We start from the raw sequence: 229 nt of genomic DNA, 5'->3' as shown, positions 1-229 counted from the left end.
GGCTCCTCGCCGGCGTGCGCCGAGCCGTCCAGGCAGAGGTGGCACGGGTGAACACCGTGTTCGGTAGTGCCGGGCGCGCTGAAGCGGCGCTCGCCGCCTGCCGCCCCTGGCGGGAGGTGGAGCACGTGGTGCTCTTCAATCCCCAGGGGCTCGATCCGGAGGAAATGGATGCTTTCGTCGCCGAAGGCCGGGACCGGCTCGCTCGGGTTCCCGGCGTGCGGCGCGTGGA

1 pseudogene is annotated in these 229 nt (G+C 72.5%); it reads left to right on the top strand.

What is annotated here, in order from left to right:
• Positions 1–47 precede the first annotated feature (47 nt).
• A pseudogene (locus ACTFO6_RS20205) lies at positions 48–229 on the top strand (fructose-bisphosphate aldolase); the annotation flags it as partial.

This window comes from Pelomicrobium sp. G1, from assembly GCF_051905455.1.
Classification (GTDB): Bacteria; Pseudomonadota; Gammaproteobacteria; order Burkholderiales; family UBA6910; genus Pelomicrobium.
The sequence above is the reverse complement of the archived record's forward strand: the minus strand, read 5'-3'. Positions and strand labels throughout refer to the sequence as shown.